This is a genomic window from Rahnella rivi, assembly GCF_019049655.1.
GTDB lineage: Bacteria > Pseudomonadota > Gammaproteobacteria > Enterobacterales > Enterobacteriaceae > Rahnella > Rahnella rivi.
On sequence record NZ_JAFMOX010000046.1, the window covers coordinates 35,710 to 51,340 of the forward strand.

General features: G+C 52.4%; 14 protein-coding genes and 1 pseudogene. 8 read left to right on the top strand and 7 right to left on the bottom strand.

Going from position 1 to position 15,631, the window contains the following annotated elements; translation table 11 throughout:
* The first annotated feature begins 23 nt into the window (after positions 1-23).
* Positions 24-893, top strand: coding sequence for an NmrA/HSCARG family protein (locus J1779_RS03655; protein WP_217202902.1), 870 nt, complete (start codon positions 24-26; stop codon positions 891-893).
* Positions 894-946: 53 nt separating this feature from the next.
* Here J1779_RS03655 and J1779_RS03660 read toward each other — a convergent pair whose 3' ends face one another.
* Together J1779_RS03660 and J1779_RS03665 are read right to left on the bottom strand one after the other, a co-directional pair.
* A complete protein-coding gene (locus J1779_RS03660; RefSeq protein ID WP_217202926.1) occupies positions 947-2,125 on the bottom strand; it encodes an MFS transporter in 1,179 nt (392 codons plus the stop codon).
* Between the two features lie 28 nt (positions 2,126-2,153).
* Positions 2,154-3,350, bottom strand: a complete 1,197-nt coding sequence (locus J1779_RS03665; RefSeq protein WP_217202903.1) for an MFS transporter — start codon at positions 3,348-3,350, stop codon at positions 2,154-2,156.
* A gap of 134 nt (positions 3,351-3,484) precedes the next feature.
* Here J1779_RS03665 and J1779_RS03670 point away from each other — a divergent pair, with 134 nt between their 5' ends.
* Both J1779_RS03670 and J1779_RS03675 read left to right on the top strand, forming a co-directional pair.
* Positions 3,485-4,072: a TetR/AcrR family transcriptional regulator gene (locus J1779_RS03670; protein WP_217202904.1), complete on the top strand. Its 588-nt coding sequence runs from the start codon at positions 3,485-3,487 to the stop codon at positions 4,070-4,072.
* A gap of 140 nt (positions 4,073-4,212) precedes the next feature.
* Positions 4,213-4,923 carry a lysogenic protein gene (locus J1779_RS03675; protein WP_217202905.1) on the top strand — a complete coding sequence of 237 codons (711 nt, stop codon included), beginning with the start codon at positions 4,213-4,215 and terminating at the stop codon, positions 4,921-4,923.
* 156 nt (positions 4,924-5,079) lie between these two features.
* Here the strand turns inward: J1779_RS03675 and J1779_RS03680 are convergent, their stop codons facing one another.
* Positions 5,080-5,310 carry a hypothetical protein gene (locus J1779_RS03680; protein WP_217202906.1) on the bottom strand — a complete coding sequence of 77 codons (231 nt, stop codon included), beginning with the start codon at positions 5,308-5,310 and terminating at the stop codon, positions 5,080-5,082.
* A gap of 29 nt (positions 5,311-5,339) precedes the next feature.
* Between J1779_RS03680 and J1779_RS03685 the strand changes: the two genes are divergently transcribed.
* Complete coding sequence (locus tag J1779_RS03685) at positions 5,340-5,777, top strand: hypothetical protein (protein ID WP_217202907.1); 438 nt, start codon at positions 5,340-5,342, stop codon at positions 5,775-5,777.
* A gap of 439 nt (positions 5,778-6,216) precedes the next feature.
* Here the strand turns inward: J1779_RS03685 and J1779_RS03690 are convergent, their stop codons facing one another.
* The 4 genes and pseudogenes from J1779_RS03690 to ychF form a co-directional block, all read right to left on the bottom strand.
* A complete protein-coding gene (locus tag J1779_RS03690) occupies positions 6,217-7,530 on the bottom strand; it encodes a GTP pyrophosphokinase (protein WP_217202908.1) in 1,314 nt (437 codons plus the stop codon).
* 507 nt (positions 7,531-8,037) lie between these two features.
* Positions 8,038-8,286, bottom strand: a pseudogene (locus J1779_RS03695) (tyrosine-type recombinase/integrase); the annotation flags it as partial.
* The gene (locus J1779_RS25765; RefSeq protein WP_420804201.1) at positions 8,240-8,425 is read right to left on the bottom strand and encodes an Arm DNA-binding domain-containing protein; all 186 of its coding nucleotides are present in this window, start codon (positions 8,423-8,425) and stop codon (positions 8,240-8,242) included. The gene J1779_RS25765 and the pseudogene J1779_RS03695, both read right to left, overlap by 47 nt.
* Positions 8,426-8,594: 169 nt before the next feature.
* Positions 8,595-9,686 (bottom strand): redox-regulated ATPase YchF, encoded by a 1,092-nt coding sequence (ychF, locus tag J1779_RS03705; protein ID WP_056770762.1) that lies wholly within the window; start codon positions 9,684-9,686, stop codon positions 8,595-8,597.
* A gap of 217 nt (positions 9,687-9,903) precedes the next feature.
* Between ychF and J1779_RS03710 the strand changes: the two genes are divergently transcribed.
* The 4 genes from J1779_RS03710 (at position 9,904) to hflK (J1779_RS03725) (ending at position 15,630) form a co-directional block, all read left to right on the top strand.
* Positions 9,904-11,385, top strand: a complete 1,482-nt coding sequence (locus J1779_RS03710) for a SulP family inorganic anion transporter (RefSeq protein WP_183847030.1) — start codon at positions 9,904-9,906, stop codon at positions 11,383-11,385.
* Positions 11,386-11,597: 212 nt separating this feature from the next.
* On the top strand, positions 11,598-13,556 hold the full coding sequence (hflK, locus tag J1779_RS03715) for a protease modulator HflK (protein WP_217202909.1): 1,959 nt from the start codon (positions 11,598-11,600) through the stop codon (positions 13,554-13,556).
* A complete protein-coding gene (gene hflC, locus J1779_RS03720) occupies positions 13,553-14,590 on the top strand; it encodes a protease modulator HflC (RefSeq protein ID WP_217202910.1) in 1,038 nt (345 codons plus the stop codon). The genes hflK (J1779_RS03715) and hflC overlap by 4 nt, the downstream gene beginning before the upstream one ends.
* On the top strand, positions 14,587-15,630 hold the full coding sequence (gene hflK / locus J1779_RS03725) for a protease modulator HflK (protein ID WP_056770752.1): 1,044 nt from the start codon (positions 14,587-14,589) through the stop codon (positions 15,628-15,630). The genes hflC and hflK (J1779_RS03725) overlap by 4 nt, the downstream gene beginning before the upstream one ends.
* Position 15,631: the final 1 nt, after the last annotated feature.

The window sequence follows — 15,631 nt, forward strand, 5'->3', positions numbered from 1 at the left end:
CTTTGTATTTACAGGAGTCAACTATGAGCATTCTCGTTACAGGTGCCACGGGCACGGTGGGTTCACTGATCATTCAGAGGCTGGCTGACGCCGGTGTCGACGCTAAAGCCCTTGTCCGTCGGGCAGGTAAACGTGAATTCCCCGCAGGGGTCACGGAAGTCGTTGCAGATCTGAGCGATGTCGCTTCAATGCGCGCGGCATTGTCATCCGTACGCACGCTATTTTTGATCAATGCGGTCACGCCCGACGAGGTGACGCAGGCCCTGATCGCGCTCAATCTGGCTCGCGAGGCGGGCATCGAGCGTATCGTGTATCTGTCTGTCATTCATTCTGACAAGTTCACTAACGTGCCGCATTTCACCGGCAAGCATACGGTTGAACGCATGATAGAAAGCCTTGATATGCCTGCCACCATTCTGCGTCCGGCTTACTTTATGCAAAACGACCTTATGGTTCAGCAGACCATTCAGAGCTATTCAGTCTATCCAATGCCGATCGGATCGGCTGGCGTCTCAATGATTGATGCACGGGATATCGCGGATGTCGCTGTGGCGGAGTTGCTGCGACGCGACAGAGCCACGTCTGCGCTGGAACGCGTCACGCTGGAACTGACCGGGCCGCAGCCGCTCACCGGCGCATCCGTTGCGCAAATCTGGAGTTCCGTTCTGGGCAGAGAGATCACCTATGGCGGTGATGATGTCGCCGCTTTTGAAGAACAGCTCACCTCATATTCTCCGGGCTGGCTGGCCTACGACATGCGCCTGATGATGGCAGGTATCCAGATGCACGGCATGCACTCAGCAGAGGGAACGACTGAAAAGTTACAATCCATCACAGGGCATCCGCTGCGCACCTATGAAGACTTCGTACGCGAATCTGTCGCAGGGAACTAAAACAGCAGGCACCGGGGCGGTTAACTGCCAGGCAGATAGCCGCCCCGATCTGATTATGCCTGTCTGCGTTTCAGGCCAGTAACGACGGCCAAAAGTAAGGCTGCAATCGCTAACGCACAGGCCAGCCAAAGGGTGTCTGTTAACGCGAATGTATCGACGATGTGGCCTCCGGCCCATGATCCCAGCGCAATCCCTGCATTAAATACACCGACATACAGCGCAGCCGCGATCTCCACGGCGCGGGGTGCCGCTTTTATCATCCAGGTCATCAGTCCGACAGAAAGCCCGCCGTAAGCCAGCCCCCAGAAGACGAGGACGGCACCTCCGCCCGTGACTGATTGCCCCGCAGTAATGAACAGCAATGGTGTTAACACCAGTCCTGTCGCGATCACCATCAGCGTGATAGTCGTATGGCGCGCGGCGGTGATACCCGCCAGAAAGTTACCGGCGATACCGGCAATACCGTAGGCAAACAGGATGGCTCCTGTCCATTGCGCATCAAATCCTGACACGTCGGTCAGCAGCGGGCGCACAAAGGTAAAGGCCGTGAAATGGCTTGTCACCAGCAACAACGTCAGGAGCAAGCCCGCTTGTATTTTGCGGTTGCCAAGTTGATCCACGAACTGGCTGATGTTAGCGGAACCCGCCACGGGCAGCGCCGGAATGACGGCAAGGTGGAGTGCCAGCACCAGTGCGCTGAAAATTGCCATGATGGCAAACGCCCAGCGCCAGCCGATGACGTCGCCAATAAACGCCCCGAGGGGCACGCCCAGTACCGAAGCCGCAGCAACACCGCCAAAGATAATGGATGTCGCCAGGCCAGCCGCGCTCTCCGGAACCAGACGCGATGCCAGACCGCCCGCGATGGCCCATACTCCGCCCATGCAGAAGCCAACCAATATCCGGGCGGCCAGCATGATCATCAGATTCGGTGCCAGCGCGGAGGTAAGGTTTGCTATCACCAGCAACGCCAGCAGACCACAGAGTATCCGGCGACGATCTATTCCGCCCGAGGCAATGACTACAAAGGGCGCGAATAAAGCGGCCAGCAAGGCTGGCAGGGAAATCATCAAACCCGCATGGCCTGTGGTGATACTGAGCGTCCCGGCGATAGACGTCAGTAACCCCACCGGCAGCATTTCGGTCGTGACCACAGAGAATGTCGCCAGACCCACAGCGAGGACGGGCGTCCACGATGCGCGAACAGATGTCATGGTGGAAAATGTATTCATCATTCAGATCCTGTAATGTGCACCGCGCTCAGGCGCGACTGCTCTGCTTGAGCAGGGTTAAATGACTTAAAAATGCCATAAGCACCACCCCGGTTCCGGCACATAAGGCGACGTAGGATCCAGCCCGCGCTCCGGCGTTATCCACAACCTGACCGGCGATGACGGCACCCAGCGCAACGCCCACGTTCAGCCCGGCCAGCAGCCAGGTCATGCCTTCTGTTAACTGATTTTCTGAAACCTGGCGTTCAACGAGCGACATCGCCACGATCATGGTCGGGGCGAAAAACAGGCCAGCCATCATGAGGGCCATCGCTAACGCCGTAAGATTCGTGACCAGTATCAGCGGGAGAGTGGTGGCGGCGGTGGCCAGCCCGCCCAGCCACAACAGCCGGTGAAGTGGAGTTTTCAGGCTGAGTGAGCCATACAGCAACCCGGACACACACGACCCCGCGGCATAGGCTGATAACACAAGGCTGGCCGCAGCCGGGCGGCCGAGCTGTTCCGCGAAAGCGACGCTGACGATATCAACCGTACCGACAATGACCCCCATCGCCACCATCAGCAGCGTCAACAGTTGCACGCTTGTCATACGGATGACCGAACCCGAGCCAGGTATGGCGGAACTGGCCGCGACAATAGGAGGCTCTGTCCTGCGCTGCATCACCAGAGCAAACACGCCCACAATCAGCAAGAGCGCAGCGAGCAGCAGACCCGCCTGGGGAAACAGCGTAACGGAAAGGCCGATTGAGAGGGGCGGTCCTACAATGAACGTCAGTTCATCAAGCACCGTTTCAAGTGAATAGGCTGTCTGCAAACGGGGCTGCCCCCGGTACAGCGCCGTCCAGCGGGCCCGTACCATGGCAGACATGCTGGGCATAAACCCGGCCAGTAAAGCGCCTAAAAACAGGAGCGCATCAGTGACGTTCCAGTGAGAACCCGCCATCAGGATAAATAACCCGGTGATGCTGATGGCCGTCGCCGCTGGCAAAACGCGGCGTTGCCCATAACGATCGACATACCGGGAGATTTGCGGAGACAAAAGGGCGTAGGTCAAAACAAAGGTGGCGGAAACCGCACCCGCCAGGGCATAGCCGCCGCGCTGCTGGGATAACAGCGTGATAATGCCGATCCCGGCCATCGGCAACGGGATCCGTGCGAGGAGTCCTGCAATCACAAAATTGCCGGTTCCAGGTTCAGTAAAAAGGTGTCGGTACAGAGTAGCCATCTTCTTCTCCGGTAGTATTTGCTTGCCATCACGACAACGCGCAGTGACAATACATACAGCGCGTATGAAAAGAATCCTATATACATACGCGGTGTTTGTAAATAATCATTCATTCCGTATGTAAGGAGCAAAACATGGTTCGCCGAACCCGTGCCGAGATGGAAGAGACACGAGCCACATTGTTAGCGACGGCCCGTAAAGTCTTTTGCGAATATGGCTATGCTGAAACCTCGATGGATGATCTGACTGCGCAGGCAGGGCTGACCCGTGGTGCGCTTTATCATCACTTTGGTGACAAAAAAGGGTTGCTGGCGGAAGTCGTGGAGCAGATTGATGACGAGATGGATCAACGCCTGCAGGCGATTTCCAATAATGCCGGGGAGCCGTGGGAGGGTTTTTGCCACCGCTGCCGGGCTTACCTTGAGATGGCGCTCGAACCTGAATTTCAGCGCATTGTTTTGCGTGATGCAAAAGCGGTGCTGGGCGGTTCCTCACCTGAATCGCAACGCCATTGTGTTGAATCCATGCAAAGCCTGATTCGCAATCTGATTCAGCAAGGTGTCGTTGAGGACGTTGACCCGGAGGGACTGGCTTCGCTGATATACGGCAGCCTGGAAGAAGCGGCGTTTTGGATTGCCGACGGTGATGGGAGCAAGACGAGGTTGCAACAAGGCATTATCGCGCTCAACCTGCTGCTTCGCGGATTGCGACGTGTCGGCTGAAACGCATTTTCTTTAGGTGCTGCGCGTTCACGCAGCAATCTCAATTAGATCTAATAGAATGATATGATTGAAAAATTTGTATTTAAAGAGTAAGTGAAATAAATTAGAGTGGAAGAGTTAAATATTAATAAGAGGTTAAGATGAATGTGACATTAATTACGAGCATCATTGGTGGAGTTTTTGCCATAGCTTCTGTTCTGATTTCTGTTGGAATTACCACATATAATCAGAACAGAGCCAACAAAATTAACAATTCCATGGAGGTAAAAAGAAGGCATCAATATTACCTTGAGCCATTGATTAGGTCGGCCGCTGACTTGCAAAGTCGAATTTATAACATACTAGAAGGTAGATTCATTGAAAGGTATTATCATAACGGAAGTGATCGGAATAAAAACTATGTTATAAACAATACTGTTTTCCTTGTGGCTCAATTTTTTGCATGGACCGAAGCTGCTCGCATTGATGTTCAGTTTCTTAACCTTGAAAATGATTTAAAGACTCGTAAGCTATCCGAACTGCAGAGTAAAATATATTCATTGATACAAACAGATAGCCTTGGCCCTCATTTTGTTTTTTTTGCAGGAGAGCAAAGAGCTATTGGTGAGCAGATGTTAATCAAAATGGACAAGGGTTACAACTGTATAGGTTATGGTGAATTCATAAAAAAAAATGCATTCTGTAACGAATTTTTATTTGAAGAACTGAAAAGTGAAGTCGTTAAAATGACGGAAAACATACAAGGTTATCGCGTTCGATTACATAAATTACAGCATGCACTGATTGATTTACTTGATTATCTTGATCCCAATGAGGTCAGGATCAATAGTAACGAGCGTTCTAAAATATAAAGTTAAACCCCTAATATCAAAGACCATGTTACATAGAAAGAGATTACTTAAGAATTAGTGAGAATTCTTATTCCTTGAAAAATAGGCAATGAAACTCGGGGCTCTCTTTGGCGGCATGAATGTCCGCTCCTTGCACTCAGCAGACGTTCAGGCCCATCAAGGTTCCTGCTTTGCTGGCGGAAGCAATTTTTTAGCTTTGTGAATGAGCTTTTCAATCTCTTCCAGAAGGATGCATCCTTCGTAGCAAGAAAAAGAGAACTCATGAGTGACATCGGAATAGAAGACTTCAGCAATTTTCCGGAGCGGGGATGTTTCAGCCTCAGAAAGTTCGAGGTACTTCCCATCACGGATGACATCATGATCACACATCAGTGTGATGTGGAACATTCATAATCAATAAGCTAAAGGTGATAAAAATGACTACTTACTGGCATATGCAAATGCATCCTGACGATCAATCCTTCGCAAACGCGCATATATATTCCATATTGGAAAGTAAGAAGATTATCGGGTTAGGTGAATGGGATGAAGGGAAATCGACAATATCATCTTTCAATAATGACATGAAAGTGAATGATATCGTCGCAATTAAAAATGGTTCAAAGCTGATAGCTCTGGTTCAAGTTATTGGGGGATCTTACTCCGTGCATGATGACAGCAGTGAAATAGGTTGGATTGAACATCGTCGCCCTATTAGAGTTCTCGACTGGGAGATTTGGGGTAAAACTCTTCCCCAGCCAAGAGGAACACTCGAGAAATGCGTAAATGAAGTCGAAACGACAAGAATCATCAGGGAATGGCACACTCGCATTGCAGAAGTGCTTACCAAACGAGGCATTGCTACCTCTGTTTAAGCCTTCTTGGGGTTTTACGCCGGAACCCCTGATTTTTCCTCCCTCAGACACTGCGGGCTTTGTCATATACACGACCGATTGAGTGACGACATCAAAACGACGATTTTGACGCCAAAACCGTCACATAACCCGTAATTTATTTAACGTCATACAAATTAGATGGACATTAGCTTTGGTGACGGAATTTGTCCGGGGTTCCGGTGTAGAACCCCAATAGAGTGTATTCCCGTGCTATAGACTGCTTGGCTAGCATTTTTAGCCAATGAGGTATCCTAAAAAGTCAGATCTTAAGTAATGAGTTACCAAGAGTCAGTTTGGAAATTCGCTACGCGTACAATAATTTCCGATATCCAAACTGACCTCATGCTTGGTTCAAATGTAACTTATCTCTGAATCCTTCCCATACATTTCACCTTGACCTTCACGTTAAAAAATTAAACTATTCATTACTTTTTTGTTTTTTTATAATGCTATCTATCCGTTTGTTTTTATTAATTAAATCATCGATAATGGCTTTCTTGAAACTATCCGGATTGAGCAATTTTCGAGTCTCAATGTAATCCTCAAAAATTTCACTCGTTTCCTCTTTAGTTATTAGTAAAGCAATACCCTTTTGTTCTAATAAAGAGTCCATTGCTTCTTCTTTTGAAGAGTAAATTACTTCTGAATAAAACTCATAGTTATCGACAATTGATTCTACAAATTTCATACTTGGCGTATTCATGTAATGCTTGGTGATATGATGGATTAGGGAAGTAATATCTAAAAACTGTACATCTATATGTTCAAAAAGATCGGTGGAGAATTTTTCCAATATTTTAACTGTATCTTCAGGGAAAATATTCGCGATGGCGGAAATTATTTCTTCACGTAAGTGAGTCGATGGGTCTTTTCCATTCCTTTTTAATCGTGCTATTGTTTCTTTTTGTAAAGCACTCTTTTTTAACCATTCAATTATATCTGAAAGATCAGTCCTTTTCGTTTTCTTGATTGCTTTGAATATTTTGAAAACCTCATGGAAGTTAATGTTATCTAAATTTTCATCAGCTAAATAACTAATGAAAAATGATGCTAAGTCATAATGATTTTTAAATTCGTAATGATCTTCACTTGTTCTTTTTATTCCCGCCTGCTGAAGCCTTTCTAAGGCCAGATTACCGCTTAGAACTAAGCCGTTTATCTCATCAAGAATCATTAGTTCCTCATGAGAGAGGCTTCCCTGGAGGGGTTTATAGACTAGATCATGCTCTACTTCAGACCAGGCATGCATGAGAACAGAAGCAACCTGTATCTCAACTGGATAATTATTAGCATAGCGTCCAGAACCCTTGATCTTCACCCTGAAGTGTCTTGCAGCATAACCGGAGAACACTTTTTGATAGCCACTGATTGCTCGATAATTTTTTCGCCGCTCGGGAAATGTTTTAGGTTCATCATCTAAGATAAACTCTGCTTTAATTAATTCATCTACTTTTAATAAATCGCCAGGGAAGTATATCGCAACGCGTACACCGGCCAAGTCAATAATGTCTTTATATATATCTTCAATAGATTTGTATGAGTTTCTTGAATCTCTATCAATTATCTTATCTCGTAATCTTTTAGGCGATTTAGCTCGGGATGAAACAATTGCCCTCACTCCAAAAGAGTCGAGTTTAGTTCGAATTTCAGACTCTACCTTATTTGAAAGATTTAAATAAAAATCAAATTCCTTATTATATCTTTCCATGAATCCGTTTATTACTTCACTCATCAGTATCCTCTCGTTAGTCGTCGAAGCTTAATTTTATGTCTTAGATATTGCCGATCCACCTAACACGTCGATTGAATATAAATGTGATAAGCCTCGATGGGAAGCTATAAAATTCAACATTATTAGGGGGTTGAGGATCAATCTTGCAAAAAAACCACTCCAAGTGACTAACAGTTTGAAATATAGTGACTTATAAGAATGCATACTTAGGCCGAAAATCGTTTTCAATTATGGATTTTGATCGTTTGGTGACCTGATTGTATGAAAATCGATTTCTGATACCCGTTAGCATGGTTTTTTACATCACTGGACGTCAAACCCCGTAAACACCATCTCAAAGTGGTAGTTACTGGTTGTATCTTCGGGCTTATAAGAAAAGCCCGAAGATACACATCTATTGAGGGGAATTATTTTCCAAGCGTGCCGTAAACGCTACGTCCGCTTCTGGCACACAGTGGACCCTGAGGAATGAGTTCTATTCTCGTGGTTCACTAAGTGCAGTAAGTTCTACTCGAATCCTGGTACCCATTTGTCCCCCATATCAGCCCATTCCTGCATCATCACTTTACGCTCATCAAGATAAGTTGCATGGTTGCATGTGCGACGAACATTGTTGATATCAGCATGTGCAAGTTGAGCCTCAATTGCATCAGGCCTCTAGCCCATCTCGTTTAAACGGGTACTTCCTGTGGTTCGGGTTGCATGTGGGCTATATATACCAATCCAGCCGAGGCTTTTCAGTAGCTGGCGCTCCGAGTCGCCACGCCTTTTTTCCATTAGGTTTGACTTCAACGTATAACCCATTGAAATCATCTAGCCGATAGAGTTTTTCTTTCGGCTTGGCAGTACGGCATTGCGTATCAGTGAGCCTAACGATTCCTTGTATATTTATTATACCGTTTTGTGCTCACTTAAAATGAAGATGGATGAATGTTGTACTCATCAATGTACTCATTTTTGACAGCGTTTTTACGAGATGAGTTGAGACTCTGGGAAATAAAAAATCCACGCAATTGCGTGGATTTTTGTCGGAGCATCAGAGCAATGTTGCCCTGAAGCAGAGGTTAGACGTTGAACAGGAAGTTCATTACGTCGCCATCTTTGACGATGTAGTCTTTGCCTTCTGAACGCATTTTGCCGGCTTCTTTCGCGCCTTGTTCACCTTTGTAGGTGATGAAGTCTTCGAACGCGATGGTTTGTGCGCGGATGAAGCCTTTCTCGAAGTCGGTGTGGATTTTACCTGCGGCTTGCGGGGCGGTTGCGCCGACAGGGATGGTCCATGCGCGAACTTCTTTTACGCCCGCGGTGAAGTAAGTTTGCAGGTTCAGCAGTTCGTAACCGGCGCGGATCACGCGGTTCAGACCCGGCTCTTCGATGCCCAGTTCTGCCATGAATTCTTCACGGTCAGCGTCGTCGAGTTCTGCAATGTCAGACTCCACGGCGGCACACACTGCTACCACCACTGAACCTTCGGCGTCTGCGATTTTACGCACGATGTCGAGGTAAGGGTTGTTCTCGAAACCGTCTTCGTTGACGTTCGCGATGTACATGGTAGGTTTCAGCGTCAGGAAGCTCAGGTAGCGGATGGCCGCTTTGTCTTCTTCGGACAGATCCAGCGCACGCAGCATGCCCGCGTTTTCCAGCTGTGGCAGACATTTTTCCAGTGCGGCCAGTTCTGCTTTCGCATCTTTGTCGCCGCCTTTGGCGCGTTTCTGCACACGGTGAATCGCACGTTCGCAGGTATCGAGGTCAGACAACGCCAGTTCGGTGTTGATAACGTCGATGTCATCAGCCGGATCCACTTTGTTGTTAACGTGAATGATGTTGTCGTTTTCAAAGCAACGTACCACGTGGCCGATAGCTTCGGTTTCGCGGATGTTGGTCAGGAACTGGTTGCCCAGGCCTTCACCTTTAGAAGCGCCTTTCACCAGGCCCGCGATGTCCACGAATTCCATGGTCGTTGGCAGGATGCGCTGCGGTTTTACAATCTCGGCCAGCTGGTCGAGACGCGGATCGGGCATTGGTACCACACCGGTATTCGGTTCGATAGTGCAGAACGGGAAGTTTGCTGCTTCGATACCCGCTTTGGTCAGCGCATTGAACAGAGTTGATTTACCGACGTTCGGCAGGCCGACGATACCGCATTTGAATCCCATGTTTTTCTCACCTTAATATCTTAATAATCAAACGATTAAGTATAACCGCACGATGTAATGACCACAATTCCCCGCATTATACACGAGAACAACATTTATCTCGATCCGCTTGTGACCGGCCCGCCGCGGTGCAGCGGATTAAACCTTGCCTCGGTTCCGTCATTTTTAGATACTTGTCACAATTTTTTAACTGAACTGGAAATGTACCGGATGTTTTATGTTTAGCCCGCGTGGTCTGAAGTTATCGCAAGTGAAGAATGAAACGCTGGCCGGATTTGTGGTGGCCGTGTCGATGATCCCGGAAGCGGTGGGTTTTTCGCTGGTGGCCGGATTGTCTCCCATTGTCGGTTTGCACACTGCGTTTATTATCGGGCTGGTGACTGCGCTGTTCGGCGGCAAGCCGGGCATGGTGTCGGGCGCGGCGGGTTCCATCGTGGTTGTGCTGATGAGTCTGGCGGCGCAGCACGGCATGGGGTACGTGCTGTGGGCGACGATTTTTGCCGGTGTGATCCAAATTCTGATTGGCGTGTTTCGCCTCGGGAAGTTTATCCGCCTGGTGCCGCTGCCTGCGGTACACGGCTTTGTGAACGGTCTGGCGATTGTCATTATGCTGGCGCAGTTGCACATGATTGCCGGGCAGGGGCCGCTGATGTACGGGCTGGTGCTGCTGGCGATTGCCGTCGTCGTGCTGTTCCCGAAACTGACCAAAATTATCCCGTCTTCGCTGGCAGCGCTGATTGTTGTCTCCGCCGTGGCGATTGGTTTTAACCTGCATACGCTGCGTGTCGGGGATCTGGCGGATATCTCCGGTGCCTTGCCGCACTTCAGCCTGCCGGTGGCGCCGTTCAACGTGGAGATGCTGAAAGTGGTTCTGCCTTACGCCGTGGTTATCGCCCTGGTCGGGCTGATTGAATCGCTGCTGACCATGACGGTGCTCGATGAAATGGGCAATCAGAAAGGCAACGGCAACCGTGAAAGTATCGCGCAGGGCGCGGGCAATACGATTTGCGGGCTGTTCGGTTGTTTCGCCGGTTGCGCGATGATCGGGCAATCGATCATCAATTTCACCTCCGGCGGTCGCGGGCGGATTTCCGGTACGGTCGGCGCGATTTTGCTGATCCTGTTTGTGGTCAGCCTTTCCGGTTACATCGGTCTGCTGCCGGTGGCGGCGCTGGCGGGCATTATGCTGGTGGTCTGCTACAACACCTTTGAGTGGAGTTCGCTGCGTCGTCTTCGCCGTATGCCAAAAGCCGATGTACTGGTGATGCTGATTGTTACCGTCATCACCATCTTTACCGATCTGGCCGTGGCGGTGATCAGCGGCGTGATTATTTCGGCGCTGGTCTTTGCCTGGCAGCAGGCGCGTATCCGTATCCGTGAGCACAAAACCAAAGGCGATCTGGCGGTGTATAAGCTGGACGGGCCGCTGTTCTTCGGCTCTGCCGCAACCTTTGCTGAACTGTTCAACCCTGAAAATGATCCGCAAAATGTGGTGCTGGATTTCGCCGGTACGCGGGTGATGGATTCGAGCGGCGTGGAGGCGATCGATAAGCTAACCGCGCGTTATCTCGACGCCGGTAAAACCATTCGTCTGCGCCATCTGAGCAATGACTGCGTCAGTCTGCTCAAGAAAGCGGGGCCGTTCTGTTCTCATGAACTCGACGATCCGCAGTATTACGTCGCAGAAGACAGTCTCTGAAATCCCGAAGGTGCCGCTTAATCACGGCACCTTTTTTCATCATGCGTCCCGTCGCTGCGCCTTTAAGATAAACGCTTACAATTCGTGCCAAAAAAGCCACCAAATTCATATCGCTGAAAATTCTGTAATGTTATACCGTTACGCCCGGTTCATTCCGCACACAGGGCTCACCGCCCGCGCTGCGGATGATTATTTCCTCTGCCGGAGCGGACATGAGCATAAACACAACATCTCCTGCTGATGATGCCAGCAAACCGCTGCGCTTTCAGGCCGCCGCTTCCCATACGCGTTGGCTGAACGGGCTGATCACCGGCGTGATGGTGATCAGCAGCGTGATGTACCTGATATTGCTGATGCTGTATATGGTTGCGCCGGCGTCGGTGTGGCCGTGGGTGACCGGCAATATGATGGCGGCGATGTGGGTATGCGCCGCCTCCCTGCAATGCGCGCGGCGTATCTCCCGCTGGCGTGCGCAACAGTTTGCGCCGGGGGTGGAAGATGTCACGCCGCCAACGCCCGCCGGATTTTCTCAACGTCTGATTTCCCGCCCGTGGATGCGCCCGGTTTTGCGTTATATCGACGCGCACGTCTTCTTTCAGGCATTCCCCGCTGCAGCCGCCTTGCTGCTTATCGCGCTGTTATGGCAACTGCCGCTGCCGGTCAGTGACACCGGTGACGCGGGCTATTTCGCCGGTTCGGTGTTGCTTCTCTGCGCTTTTGCGGTGCTGGTGCTGGAACGCCACTGGACGTTAAAAAATCCGCTGGAATGGCCGGAGGCGGCAAAACTGGCGCTGATGATGCGCATGATGATTGCCGTCTTTTTACTGAGTGCGCTGGCCCTGATGTTCGCCCGTGGTCCGTCGGTATGGCCGGCACAGCTGCTGCGGCTTACCGTGCTGTTACCGGCGCTGGTGGCGCTCGAGCTTTTGCTGCGTGCGCTGATGGCGATGTTTTCGCCGCCGCGTGAGGACAAAGAACCGGAGTTTATTGCGGGCAGCCTGCTGGCCGCGCAAATTTGCTGGCCACCGCGTCCGTTACAGTTTGTGCAAAACGAACTGCATCAGCATTTTGGTATCGATTTGCGCCAGATCTGGGCATTCCATTTTATCCGCCGCGCGCTGCTGCCGCTGGCCGCGTTCCTGATGCTGACCGGCTGGCTGCTGACCGGCATCAGCGAAGTGCCGCTGACCCAGCGCGGCATTTATGAATCCTTCGGTAAACCGGTGGCGGTCAGACAACCCGGTTTACACCTCGGGCTGCCGTGGCCGTTTGGCCGCACGCAGTTTGTCGATAACGGCGAAGTACATGAACTGACCACCGGTTCTGAAGAGCCGTTAACCGCGGTGCCTGCGCAAGTGGCTGACACCGCCGAAGGCCCGGCGCCGGAAAGCGCCAACCGGTTATGGGATTCCGGCCACAGCAGCGACAAATCGCAAATCATCGCCAGCGCCGCCAGCGACCGGCAAAGTTTTCAAATTATGGATATGGATGTGCGCTTCGTTTACCGCGTGGCGATGAATGACGACGCGGCGATGGCGAGCCTGTATCACACCGAAAACATGCCGGTGCTGATCCGCAGTATCGCCAATCAGGTGCTGGTGCATGATTTCTCCTCGCGCACGCTCGACAGTTTGCTGGGCAGCGAGCAGACCCGGCTTGCCGCTGACATCGGCCAGAAAGTGCAACGCCAGCTGGACCAGCTTCACAGCGGCGTGGAACTGCTGGCGACGGTGATTGAATCGATCCATCCGCCTGCGGGCGCGGCGGACGCGTATCACAGCGTGCAGGCAGCACAAATTCTGGCGCAAAGCGCGATTGCCGGTGAGAAAGGACAGGCCGCGCAGCAGCTCAATGCCGCGCAGCAATTTGCCCGTCTGGCGCTCGATGCCGCCAGCGCACAAAGCCACGAAAATATTGTCCGGGCGCAGGTGATGGCGCTGCGCACCAACGCCGATAATCAGGCGTATCAGGCTGGCGGACAATCCTTCCTCACCGAGCGTTATTTCAGCCAGCTGACGCTGGCGATGAAGCCACATCCGAAGGTGTTGATTATCGATCACCGTATCGGTGACGGGACGCCGCCGGTGCTGGATCTGAGAAATTTTACCCTGCCATTTACGCCCGGAGCGGATAAAGCGGCACATCCTGTTAAAGCGGAGACTACCCGGTGAGTGATTCCCAACACCCTGACGGCCACGATCACAACGCACATGGCGGGCATCACCACGCTGCCGGACATCATCACCATCATCATCATCATGGCGGCCCGGCCGCGCCCAAACTCTGGCGGCGGGCGACGGTGGCCGTCGTGCTGGTGGCGCTGATTGTCGCCACGGCCTGTCTGGTGCAGGTGCGTTCCGGTGAAGCGATGGTGATCACCCGCTTTGGTGACCCGGTGCGTGTGCTGTTGCAGCCGGGGCTGGCGTGGCATCTTCCGGTGCCGCTGGAAACCGCCATCCCGGTGGATTTACGGATCCGCACCACGTCGAGCGGTTTGCAGGATGTCGGCACTCGCGACGGCCTGCGCATCATCGTGCAGGCGTATACCGTCTGGCAGGTGAAAAACGATCCTCAGCATGTGCAGCGGTTTATCCGTGCGGTTCAAAATCAGCCGGATATGGCGGCTGCGCAAATACGAACCTTCATCGGGTCGGCGCTGGAAACCACCACCAGCGGGTTTGCGCTGGCCGATCTGGTGAACACTGACGCCAGCAAAATCCGTCTCTCCGGTTTTGAACAGCATCTGCATGACCAGATTGCCCGTCAGCTGCTCGACAGCTACGGCATCGAACTGGTGCAGGTGGGCGTTGAGCGCCTGACGCTGCCGTCGGTGACGTTAGATGCCACAGTGGATCGCATGCGGGCAGAGCGTGAAACCATCGCCACCGAGCGTTCAGCCGAAGGAAAACGTCAGGCGGCAGAAATCCGTTCTTCCGCCGAGCGCGAAGCCCGCGTGATGAAGGCCGATGCGTCCGTGAAAGCCGCCAATATCGACGCGCAGGCGCAGGTGCAAAGTGCGGCGATCTACGCCAGCGCCCGTGCCGGTAACCCCGAACTGTACGATCTGCTGCGCTCGCTCGACACGCTCAGCAGCGTGATCACGCCCGGCACCCAGATGGTGCTGCGCACCGATGCCGCGCCGTTCAAGCAACTGGTGGAAGGTCCGCCGGTTTTACCCGCCGCCACTCACGGGCCGCAGCCATGAATCCGTTAGCCCGTTTTCAGGGGAATGCCTGGTTTCAGGCGGGGCGCATGGCGTATCTGGCGCTGTTTGCCATGACCCTGATTGCCGCCGCTGACTGGCTGTTCTCCAATGTCCGGCAGATTGAGCCGGATAAACGCGCGGTGGTGATGCGTTTTGGTGCGGTTTCGCGCACGGCGGGCGCCGGGCTTTTACTGGCGTGGCCGGAGCCGCTGGAGCAGGTGGACATCCTGCCCGCCGCTGACCGGGTGATTGAACATCACGTCACCGCCTTGCTGCGCTCAGACATTATCCCCGCCTGGAACAATACCGGCAGCGAGAAAAGTGACGCCGTCGCCGGTGCGGGGTATTTACTGACCGGCGATGCCGGTGTGGTTCAGCTGGATGTGCAGGTGTATTACGTCATCACCGATCCGGTGGCGTATGTGTTGCAGGGCGCGCACGTGCTGCCTGCGCTGGACAGGTTAACCGAGCACGCGGCGGTGGCGATTTGCGCCTCACGGGATCTGGATACCATTCTGGTTGCCAGGCCGGAAATGGCCGGAAACGGCAGCCAGATTGCGCAAAGCCGTGAGCGGTTGCGCGGGGATTTACGTCAGGGGATCAATCAGCAGCTCGCCGCTCTGAGAGCGGCAGGCAGCGATCCGGGTATCGAAGTTCGCCGCGTTGACGTGCAGTCATCGCTGCCCCCTTCAGCGGTGGATGCGTTTAACGCGGTGCTGACGGCCAGCCAGCAGGCGGAACAGAACATCGCCAGCGCCAGCAATGAGGCTGCCCGCGTGCATCAGGACGCCGTGCAGTCTGCGGACCGTGCCTTACAGGTTTCCCATGCCAGAGCCAGCGAACAGATTGCCCGGGCTTCCACCGATACCGCGACCATTGTGCAACTGGCGAACGATCATTCGCCCGAACTGCTGTGGCGTTTATGGCGCGAACGAATGCCGCCAATCCTCGCGCAGGCTGGCAGCGTGACCGCCGTTAATCCTCACGACGACGCGCATCTGATCCTGCCAGGGCCAGACCGTCCATCCTCTCAACCCTGAG

Bases quoted from the DNA above. Each gene is read 5' to 3' on its own strand.
- J1779_RS03655 (WP_217202902.1), top strand. From the start codon at position 24: ATGAGCATTCTCGTTACAGGTGCCACGGGCACGGTGGGTTCACTGATC.
- J1779_RS03660 (WP_217202926.1), bottom strand. From the start codon at position 2,125: ATGAATACATTTTCCACCATGACATCTGTTCGCGCATCGTGGACGCCC.
- J1779_RS03665 (WP_217202903.1), bottom strand. From the start codon at position 3,350: ATGGCTACTCTGTACCGACACCTTTTTACTGAACCTGGAACCGGCAAT.
- J1779_RS03670 (WP_217202904.1), top strand. From the start codon at position 3,485: ATGGTTCGCCGAACCCGTGCCGAGATGGAAGAGACACGAGCCACATTG.
- J1779_RS03675 (WP_217202905.1), top strand. From the start codon at position 4,213: ATGAATGTGACATTAATTACGAGCATCATTGGTGGAGTTTTTGCCATA.
- J1779_RS03680 (WP_217202906.1), bottom strand. From the start codon at position 5,310: ATGTTCCACATCACACTGATGTGTGATCATGATGTCATCCGTGATGGG.
- J1779_RS03685 (WP_217202907.1), top strand. From the start codon at position 5,340: ATGACTACTTACTGGCATATGCAAATGCATCCTGACGATCAATCCTTC.
- J1779_RS03690 (WP_217202908.1), bottom strand. From the start codon at position 7,530: ATGAGTGAAGTAATAAACGGATTCATGGAAAGATATAATAAGGAATTT.
- ychF (WP_056770762.1), bottom strand. From the start codon at position 9,686: ATGGGATTCAAATGCGGTATCGTCGGCCTGCCGAACGTCGGTAAATCA.
- J1779_RS03710 (WP_183847030.1), top strand. From the start codon at position 9,904: ATGTTTAGCCCGCGTGGTCTGAAGTTATCGCAAGTGAAGAATGAAACG.
- hflK (WP_217202909.1), top strand. From the start codon at position 11,598: ATGAGCATAAACACAACATCTCCTGCTGATGATGCCAGCAAACCGCTG.
- hflK (WP_056770752.1), top strand. From the start codon at position 14,587: ATGAATCCGTTAGCCCGTTTTCAGGGGAATGCCTGGTTTCAGGCGGGG.